This is a genomic window from Mesorhizobium sp. M7D.F.Ca.US.004.01.2.1 (genome assembly GCF_003997785.1).
In the GTDB taxonomy this organism is placed as follows: Bacteria; Pseudomonadota; Alphaproteobacteria; order Rhizobiales; family Rhizobiaceae; genus Mesorhizobium; species Mesorhizobium loti.
The window spans coordinates 1-8,570 of the sequence record NZ_RZRQ01000251.1 but is presented as its reverse complement, the minus strand read 5'-3'; the positions used below and the strand labels follow the sequence as shown (position 1 = coordinate 8,570).

At 62.8% G+C, this 8,570-nt stretch carries 8 protein-coding genes; 4 read left to right on the top strand and 4 right to left on the bottom strand.

From position 1 onward, the window contains the following. From xdhC to uraH, 4 genes are all read right to left on the bottom strand, one after another. Positions 1-568: xanthine dehydrogenase accessory protein XdhC (xdhC, locus tag EN993_RS26165; RefSeq protein ID WP_127265205.1), on the bottom strand; the 568-nt coding region annotated here is incomplete at its 3' end. Positions 569-642: 74 nt separating this feature from the next. Continuing rightward, positions 643-2,988 carry a xanthine dehydrogenase molybdopterin binding subunit gene (gene xdhB, locus EN993_RS26160; RefSeq protein ID WP_127265206.1) on the bottom strand — a complete coding sequence of 782 codons (2,346 nt, stop codon included), beginning with the start codon at positions 2,986-2,988 and terminating at the stop codon, positions 643-645. After that, a complete protein-coding gene (xdhA, locus tag EN993_RS26155; protein WP_127265204.1) occupies positions 2,988-4,469 on the bottom strand; it encodes a xanthine dehydrogenase small subunit in 1,482 nt (493 codons plus the stop codon). Before xdhA ends, xdhB begins: the two co-directional genes overlap by 1 nt. Positions 4,470-4,472: 3 nt before the next feature. Then, positions 4,473-4,847 (bottom strand): hydroxyisourate hydrolase, encoded by a 375-nt coding sequence (uraH, locus tag EN993_RS26150; protein WP_126067351.1) that lies wholly within the window; start codon positions 4,845-4,847, stop codon positions 4,473-4,475. Positions 4,848-5,050: 203 nt separating this feature from the next. Between uraH and puuE the strand changes: the two genes are divergently transcribed. The 4 genes from puuE to EN993_RS26130 all read left to right on the top strand — a co-directional run bounded on the left by puuE (position 5,051) and on the right by EN993_RS26130 (position 8,493). Beyond that, positions 5,051-6,469: an allantoinase PuuE gene (puuE, locus tag EN993_RS26145; RefSeq protein WP_127265203.1), complete on the top strand. Its 1,419-nt coding sequence runs from the start codon at positions 5,051-5,053 to the stop codon at positions 6,467-6,469. Positions 6,470-6,479: 10 nt separating this feature from the next. Further along, positions 6,480-7,343 (top strand): bifunctional allantoicase/(S)-ureidoglycine aminohydrolase, encoded by an 864-nt coding sequence (locus tag EN993_RS26140; RefSeq protein WP_127265202.1) that lies wholly within the window; start codon positions 6,480-6,482, stop codon positions 7,341-7,343. Next, positions 7,340-7,831: an ureidoglycolate lyase gene (locus EN993_RS26135; RefSeq protein ID WP_109665575.1), complete on the top strand. Its 492-nt coding sequence runs from the start codon at positions 7,340-7,342 to the stop codon at positions 7,829-7,831. The genes EN993_RS26140 and EN993_RS26135 overlap by 4 nt, the downstream gene beginning before the upstream one ends. A gap of 68 nt (positions 7,832-7,899) precedes the next feature. Beyond that, a complete protein-coding gene (locus EN993_RS26130) occupies positions 7,900-8,493 on the top strand; it encodes a nucleoside deaminase (RefSeq protein WP_109665571.1) in 594 nt (197 codons plus the stop codon). The last annotated feature ends 77 nt before the right edge of the window (positions 8,494-8,570 follow it).

The following is an 8,570-nucleotide window of genomic DNA, read 5'->3' as shown; positions in this document are numbered from 1 at the left end:
GGATGGCGAAGGCGGTGCCGGGGGGAGCTTTGCGCACCTCGGCCTCGGGCATCGGCGTCAGCCGTGTCTCGACGGTTTCCGGCATGCCTTCCAGCGCCTCGGCCCGCGTCTCGATGACGACGCCGTGCACCGGCAGAAGCGCGATCGTCGACGCCAGCGCCTGTCCGACATGGCCGCTGCCGAAGATGTAGACATGCGGCAGATGCGCTTCCTCAGCCTCCGCGGCCGCAACCAGTTCGGCAACGAGCGCGGCATCGACAAGCCGGATCAAGACTTCGACGCGCCCGCCGCAGCATTGGCCGATCTCCGGCCCGAGCGGCACGTCGAGCGTGGCGCAGATCTCGTCAACCTCGATGCGGGCCTCTTTACCCACCATCTGCCGGGCCTTGTCGATCGCCATGTATTCGAGCTGACCGCCGCCGATCGTACCAAAGATCGCCGTCTGCGAGACGAGCATGAAGGCGCCCTTTTCGCGTGGCGTCGAGCCTTTGGTCCCGGTCACCTCGACCAAAGCGATGCGGCCTTGACCAGCAAGGAAATCTCTCAGGCTTTGCACTTTCGAATTCATCATTCGCATTCCCGTGCCGGAAACATAGGGTTTTTCGGCCTGAATTGCACGTATTGCCGACCCTGGTGCCAGACTCAGGCCTTGGCCTCGTCCTTCAGCCGTTCGATTGCCATCAGCACCCGCTCCGGCGTTGCCGGCGCATCGAGGCGCGGACAAATCTTGTGGTCGGCAATGCTCGCCACCGCATCCGACAGGGCGTGCAGCACCGACATGCCGAGCGGGAACGGCGGCTCGCCGACCGCCTTGGAACGGTGGATCGTCGGCTCGCTCGCTTCCGGCCAGTCTGCCAAGGTGACGTTGAAAATCTTCGGCCGGTCGGAGGCGAGCGGAATCTTGTAGGTCGACGGCGCGTGCGTGCGCAGCCGGCCCTTGGCGTCCCACCACAGTTCTTCCGTCGTCAGCCAGCCCATGCCCTGGATGAAGCCGCCCTCGATCTGGCCGATGTCGATGGCTCGGTTCAGAGATCGGCCACAGTCATGGAGAATATCGGTGCGCTCGACCATGTATTCGCCGGTCAGCGTGTCGACAGAGACTTCCGAACACGAGGCGCCATAGGCGAAATAATAGAAGGGACGGCCCTCGCCCTTGTCGCGGTTCCAGTGGATTTTAGGCGTCTTGTAGAAACCGGCCGCCGACAGCTGGATGCGGGCCATATAGGCCTGTTTGATGAGATCGGCGAAGGCGATTTCCTGGTTGCCGATGCGCACCCGGTTGGGCAGGAACAGCACCTGATCGCTCGGCACCTGATATTTTTCGGCGGCGAAATCGATCAGCCGATCCTTGATCTGACGAGCGCCATTCTGAGCCGCCATGCCGTTGAGGTCGGAGCCGGACGACGCTGCTGTGGCCGAGGTGTTCGGCACCTTGCCGGTCGTGGTCGCGGTGATCTTCACCTGGTCGAGATCGATCTGGAACTCTTCCGCCACCACTTGCGCCACTTTGACGTAGAGGCCCTGTCCCATCTCGGTGCCGCCATGGTTCAGATGCACCGAACCGTCCGTGTAGACATGCACCAGCGCGCCGGCCTGGTTGTAATGCGTGGCGGTGAACGAGATGCCGAACTTGACCGGCGTCAGCGCCAGGCCACGCTTGATGAAACGGCTGTTGGCATTGAAGGCCGATATTTCGCGCCGCCGCCGCGCATAGCTGGCGCTTTGCTCCAGCTCAGCGACAATGCGCTGAATGACGTTATCCTCGACCGTCTGGTGGTAGGGCGTGATATTGCGGTCCGATGTGCCGTAGAAATTCTTCTTGCGGATTTCGAGTGGATCCTTGCCGACGGCAAAGGCCACCTCGTCGATGACGCGCTCGGCGCCGACCATGCCTTGCGGGCCGCCGAAACCACGAAAGGCGGTGTTCGACACGGTGTTGGTGTAGAGCGGCGCCGATTTAGCGTGCACCGCTGGCCAGAAATAAGTGTTGTCACAGTGGAACAGCGCGCGATCGGTCACCGGGCCGGAAAGGTCCGAGGAAAAACCGCAGCGCGCCGCGAACATGAAATCGACGCCGAGGATATTGCCCTCGTCATCAAAGCCGACTTCGTAGTCGACGAGGAAGTCATGGCGCTTGCCGGTGGCGATCATGTCGTCGTCGCGGTCGGGCCGGATTTTCACGGCGCGATGGTGCTTCTTTGCGGCGATCGCGGCCAATGCCGCAAACTGATTGCCCTGCGTTTCCTTGCCGCCGAAGCCGCCGCCCATGCGGCGGATTTCCACCGTGACGGCATTGCTCGGCACGCCAAGTGCATGACTGACCATGTGCTGGACTTCGCTCGGATGCTGGGTCGAGGAATAGATGGTGACGTCCTGATCTTCGCCCGGAATGGCCATGGCGATATGGCCTTCGAGGTAGAAGTGTTCCTGGCCACCGATGCGCATTTTTCCCTTTAGCCGGCGCGGCGCTTGACGGATTGCTGTGGCGGCATCGCCGCGCTTCAGCGTGAGAGGCGGCGTGACGAGCTTGTCCTTCTTCGGATCGAGCGCACCAATGTCGGTGACGAAGGGCAATTCCTTGTATTCGACCTTGGCCAACCTTGTGGCACGGCGCGCCTGCTCGCGCGTCTCGGCAATGACGCAGAAGATCGGTTGGCCATAGAATTGCACCTTGCCGTCGGCCAGCACCGGCTCGTCGTGACGGCCGGTCGGCGAAATGTCGTTCTCGCCGGGCACGTCACTGGCCGTCAGCACGTCGACAACGCCGGGCGCTGTACGCACCGCCGAGAGATCCATGCTGGTGATCATGGCATGCGTGGCGGCAGAAAGCCCGAGGCAGCCATGCAGCGTGCCTGATGGTTCCGGCATGTCGTCGATATAGACGGCGGTGCCGCTGACATGCTTGTGCGCGGAATCGTGACGCTGGTCGTCGGCGACGCCTCCGACGATCTTTTCAGCCTTGAGGTTGGGGGCAGCGTGCTTGTTCATCATGCCGCCTCGTGCCTCGAAACCTGGATCGGCTCCCTGGTGCCGCTGGTCTCGGCGAAGAAGCGCAGCAGGAGGTTGCGCGCCGCCAGTGCGCGATACTCGGCCGAAGCCCGCATGTCGGTGAGCGGGGTGAAATCCCTGGCATATTCGGCCATCGCCGCGTCTACCGTCTGTTCGGTCCACGGCTTGCCGAGCAGCGCTTTTTCGACAAAAGACGCCCGCTTCGGCGTCGCCGCCATGCCGCCATAGGCGATGCGCACCTCCGCGACCGTGCCGTCTTTGGCCAGCGTCAGGAAGAAAGCGCCAAGGGCCGCGGTAATGTCCTCATCGCGGCGCTTGGTGATCTTGTGGACTGCGAATTTTGTATCCTTGGCTGGAACAGGAACGTGCACGGCCTCGACGAACTCGCCCGGCTGCCGGTCTTGCTTGCCATAGGCAATGAAGAAGGTTTCCAGCGGGATGGTCCGCCGCTTCTTACCCTTGCGCAGGGTGAGGCGTGCGCCAAGCGCGATCAAGGGCGGCGGCGTATCACCGATCGGCGAACCGTTGGCGATGTTGCCGCCGATCGTGCCCATGTTGCGCACCTGTTCGCCGCCGATGCGATCGAACAACGGCCCCATCGCCGGGATGCGCTTCGCCAGCGTCGCGAAGGCGTCAGTGTAGGTGACGCCGGCGCCGATCGAAATGACGCCCTTGTCTTCCGAGATGGTGCAAAGTCCGTCGAGATTGCCGATGAAAATGGCCGGCGAAATATCGCGCATGTGCTTGGTCACCCACAGGCCGACATCGGTCGAACCGGCAACGATGGTGGCGCCGGGTTCCTTGTCCAGCACGGCGGCGAAATCATCGACGTCGGCCGGCACGATCAGCCGCGCCTTGGCCGAACCGATCTCGATCCGGGCGCCGTCATGCATGGCCTCTAGCCTCGCGGTGATCGCCTTGCGCTCCGCTGCCAGCGGATCCCTCGCCGCCTTGCCGTAGCTGGAGATGGCCTGGGCCGCGCGCATGATCGCCTCGTAGCCAGTGCAGCGGCAGAGATTGCCTTGCAAAGCCTTTTCGATGGAAGCGTTCGACGGGTCGGGTGATCTCATCCACAGACCATAGAGCGACATGACGAAGCCCGGCGTGCAGAAGCCGCATTGCGAGCCGTGGAAATCGACCATCGCCTGCTGCACCGGATGCAACTGACCGGGCAGGCCCCGCAAATGCTCGACGGTCACGACATGGGTGCCGTCCAGCGAGCCGAGGAAGCGGATGCAGGCATTGACGCTTTCATAGACCAGACCGCCGGCCGAGAGCTTGCCAACCAGCACGGTGCAGGCGCCGCAATCACCCTCGGCGCAACCTTCCTTGGTGCCGCGCAGCGAACGGTCGAGCCGCAGCCAGTCGAGCAGGGTCGCATCGGGCGCAACCGACGAAAGCGCTACATCCCTGCCATTGAGAATGAAACGGATCTCGTTGCGGATATTGACCTTGGCCATGCCTCAGCTCCCCCTGTAGGTCGAGTAGCCGTAGGGCGAGACCAGCAGCGGTACATGATAATGCACCGGTTCGGCCATGCCGAAGCGGATCGGTATCACATCGAGAAAGGCGGGTTTCGGCAGGCTCAACCCCTGCTGGCGCAAATAGTCGCCCGCGGCGAAGAGCAGTTCGTATTCGCCGGTGCGGAACTCCGCGCCAGCGAGCAGCGGCTTGTCGCAACGGCCGTCGGCATTGGTGACAACGGTCTTCAGATGTGTCCGCGCCTTGCCCTCGAGGTGATAGAGCGCAATCGACAGTCCCGCTGCCGGCTTGCCGGTCGCCGTGTCGAGGACATGGGTCGTCAGACGCCCGCCATCGGCTTTCGACGTTTCTGCCATTGGCCGCCTCCCATCTCCGGTACGAGCGAATTGGCCCGGTACGGTCAAATATCAACAGTGAATTGTGCGCCATTTAAAGGCGATGCATAAGTCCCGGTCGAGCGGAGTGCGACAAAAACACTTTCAAAAATTTTCGGGGGAATGCGCAGGCAGCCCTTTCGATATCCTGATCATACTTCGGGCCATGCCCGGCGGGAGGGACGATGCGTTACGAGAGAGACATGCGCGGCTACGGAGCCAATCCGCCGGACCCGAAATGGCCTGGCGGTGCGCATGTCGCCGTGCAGTTCGTCGTCAATTACGAAGAAGGCGGCGAAAACTGCGTGCTGCACGGTGACAAGGCCTCTGAAGCCTTCCTGTCGGAAATCGTCGGCGCGGCACCCTGGGTGGGCCAGCGCCACTGGAACATGGAATCCATCTACGAATATGGGGCGCGGGCCGGCTTCTGGCGGCTGCTTCGGCTGTTCACCGAGGCTGAGGTGCCGATCACCTGCTACGGCGTCGCCACAGCACTCGCCCGTTCGCCTGACCAGGTCATGGCCATGCAGGAAGCCGGCTGGGAGATCGCTTCGCACGGTCTGAGATGGATCGACTACCGCGACCACAGTGTCGAGGATGAGCGCCGCGACCTCGAAGCGGCGATCAAGCTGCACTACGAAGTGACCGGCGCGCGCCCGACCGGCTGGTACACCGGCCGCACTTCGGTCAACACAGTGCGGATTGTGGCGGAAGAAGGCGGCTTCGACTATGTGTCGGACACCTATGACGACGAACTGCCCTACTGGTTCGAACATGAGGGCGGCACGCAGCTCATCATCCCCTATACGCTCGACGCCAACGACATGCGTTTCGCCACGCCGCAGGGCTTCAACTCGGGCGACCAGTTCTTTGCCTATTTGAAGGATAGTTTCGACACGCTCTATGCCGAGGGCAAGGCCGGCCGGCCGCGCATGATGAACATCGGCCTGCATTGCCGCCTCGTCGGGCGGCCGGGCCGGGTGGCGGCGCTGAAGCGCTTCGTCGACTATGTGAAGTCGCACGACAAGGTCTGGCTGGCACGGCGCATCGACATCGCCCGCCACTGGCAAGAGGCCAATCCTTACAAGCCGGCGGCACTGCGGCCATCGAAGATGGAATTCGAGACGTTCGTTGATACCTTCGGTGGCGTGTTCGAGCATTCGCCCTGGATCGCCGAACGCGCCTACGAGCTGGAACTGGGTCCGGCGCACGACACATCGGGCGGCCTGCACAATGCGCTTTGCCGCGTCTTCCGTTCCGCCAGCGAAACCGAGCGGCTTTCGGTGCTCAACGCCCATCCCGACCTTGCCGGCAAGCTGGCCAAGGCCAAACGGCTGACGGCGGAATCGACCAGGGAACAGGCTTCGGCCGGCCTCGACGCGTTGACCGACAAGGAGCGCGAACTGTTTTCCAAGCTCAACGCCGCCTACGTCACCACCTTCGGTTTCCCCTTCATCATCGCGGTGAAGGGCAAGACGAAGGAGGAGATCCTGGCGGAATTCGAGGCGCGCATCGGCAACAGCCGCGGCGTCGAATTCGAGACCGCCTGCAAACAGGTCGAGCGCATCGCGCTGCTCCGCCTCAAGGACATGCTTCCGCAATAGGTTTGAACCCATGGATACGATCAGGATGCCCGACCGAACCTATTACGCGCCGCATGGCGGCCATCCCGGCCAGAGCGAGCTTCTGACCGGCCGCGCCGTCTTCACCGAGGCCTATGCCGTCATCCCCCGGGGGGTGATGCAGGACATCGTCACCAGTGCCTTGCCGTTCTGGGACAAGACGCGCGTCTGGATCTTGTCGCGACCGTTATCAGGTTTTGCCGAGACGTTCTCGCAATACATTGTCGAGGTCGCGCCCGGCGGCGGCAGCGATCGGCCGGAACCCGATGCCGGTGCCGAGGGCGCCCTGTTCGTGGTCGAGGGCGAACTGACGGTTCTGCTTGCCGGCAAGAAGCATGTCTTGCGGCCCGGCGGCTTTGCCTTCCTGCCGCCGGCCAGCGGCTGGACGGTTCGCAACGAGCGCAAGGCCGACGTCCGCTTCCACTGGATTCGCAAGGCTTACGAGGCGGTCGACGGTCTTGATGTGCCGGAAGCCTTCTTCACCAACGAACAGGAAATCGCGCCAACGCCGATGCCTGGCACCGAGGGCCGTTGGGCGACGACGCGTTTCGTCGATCCGGCCGATTTGCGCCACGACATGCACATGACCATTGTGACGCTGGAACCGGGTGCCGTCATTCCCTTCGCCGAGACCCATGTCATGGAGCACGGTCTCTATGTGCTGGAAGGCAAGGCGGTCTACCGCCTCAACCAGGACTGGGTCGAGGTCGAGGCTGGCGACTATATGTGGCTGCGCGCCTTCTGCCCGCAGGCCTGCTATGCCGGCGGCCCGGGCAAATTCCGCTATCTGCTCTACAAGGACGTCAATCGGCACGCCAAGCTCGGCGGCGCCGGCATCGCAAAGCGCGCGCCATGACCCGTATCGTCGCGCGGCCGCTGACCCGCGAGAGCTTTGCCCCATTCGGCGATGTCATCGACATGGGCGGCGACAACCACTACCCGATCAATGGCGGCAGGGCCGAGCGCTACCACGATCTCGCAACCGCCGAGGCGACCGGGCCGAACGCCCGCGTGCTGATCTCGATGGTGCGCGGCACGCCATACGAATTGCCGCTGAGGCTAGGCATGGTCGAGCGCCACCCCTTCGGCAGCCAGGCCTTCATCCCGCTGTCGCCGCGCCCGTTCCTGGTCGTCGTCTGCCATGACGGTGAGCAGGGACCGGGCGAGCCGCATGCCTTCATCACCGCACCCGGACAAGGCATCAACTATTCCCGTAATCTCTGGCATGGCGTGCTGACGCCGCTTGGCGAGGCGCAGGATTTCCTGATCGTCGACCGTGGCGGCGACGGCTCCAATCTCGAAGAGTTCCATTTCTCGCACGCCTACGAGATCCATCTCCCTTAATTTTTTGTGCGTGTCGTTACCCCAAAACCGGGGGCACTTTTGTGCGACATGCAGCAGGAGACCCCGTAATGACCGATATTTCACTGATCGACCGCCTGCTCGACGTCATCGAGCACGACATCGTGCCGAAGACGGCCGACGGTGTTGCCCATGGCAACAAGCTGTTCGGCGCGGCGATCCTGAGAAAGGACGACCGTTCGCTGGTGCTGGCCGAGACCAACAACGAGATGGAAAACCCGCTCTGGCATGGCGAGGTGCACTGCCTGAAGCGCTTCTACGAAATGCCGAAGGCCGAGCGCGTCGATACGAAAGACGCCATCTTCATCGCCACGCATGAACCCTGCTCGCTGTGCCTGTCGGCGATCACCTGGACCGGCTTCGACAATTTCTACTATCTGTTCAGCCATGAGGATTCGCGCGACAGTTTTGCCATCCCGCACGATCTGAAAATCCTGAAAGAGGTCTTCACTCTCGATCCCGGCGGCTACAATGCCGAGAACGCCTACTGGAAGAGCTTTTCCATACGTCGGTTGGTGCGAGCTTTGCCCGCGGCCGAGCGGCAACGGCTGGAAACACGTATTGGCGCGATTTCGGCGCGCTACGATGATCTGTCCGGCGTCTATCAGGCGAACAAGGACGATAACGACATTCCGCTGAACTGACGCGGATTGACCAGCAGAATTCGTTGGCTGGCCCACGACGCGGTACGGCAGGCTCCATCATCTGGCAATCCTGGAGC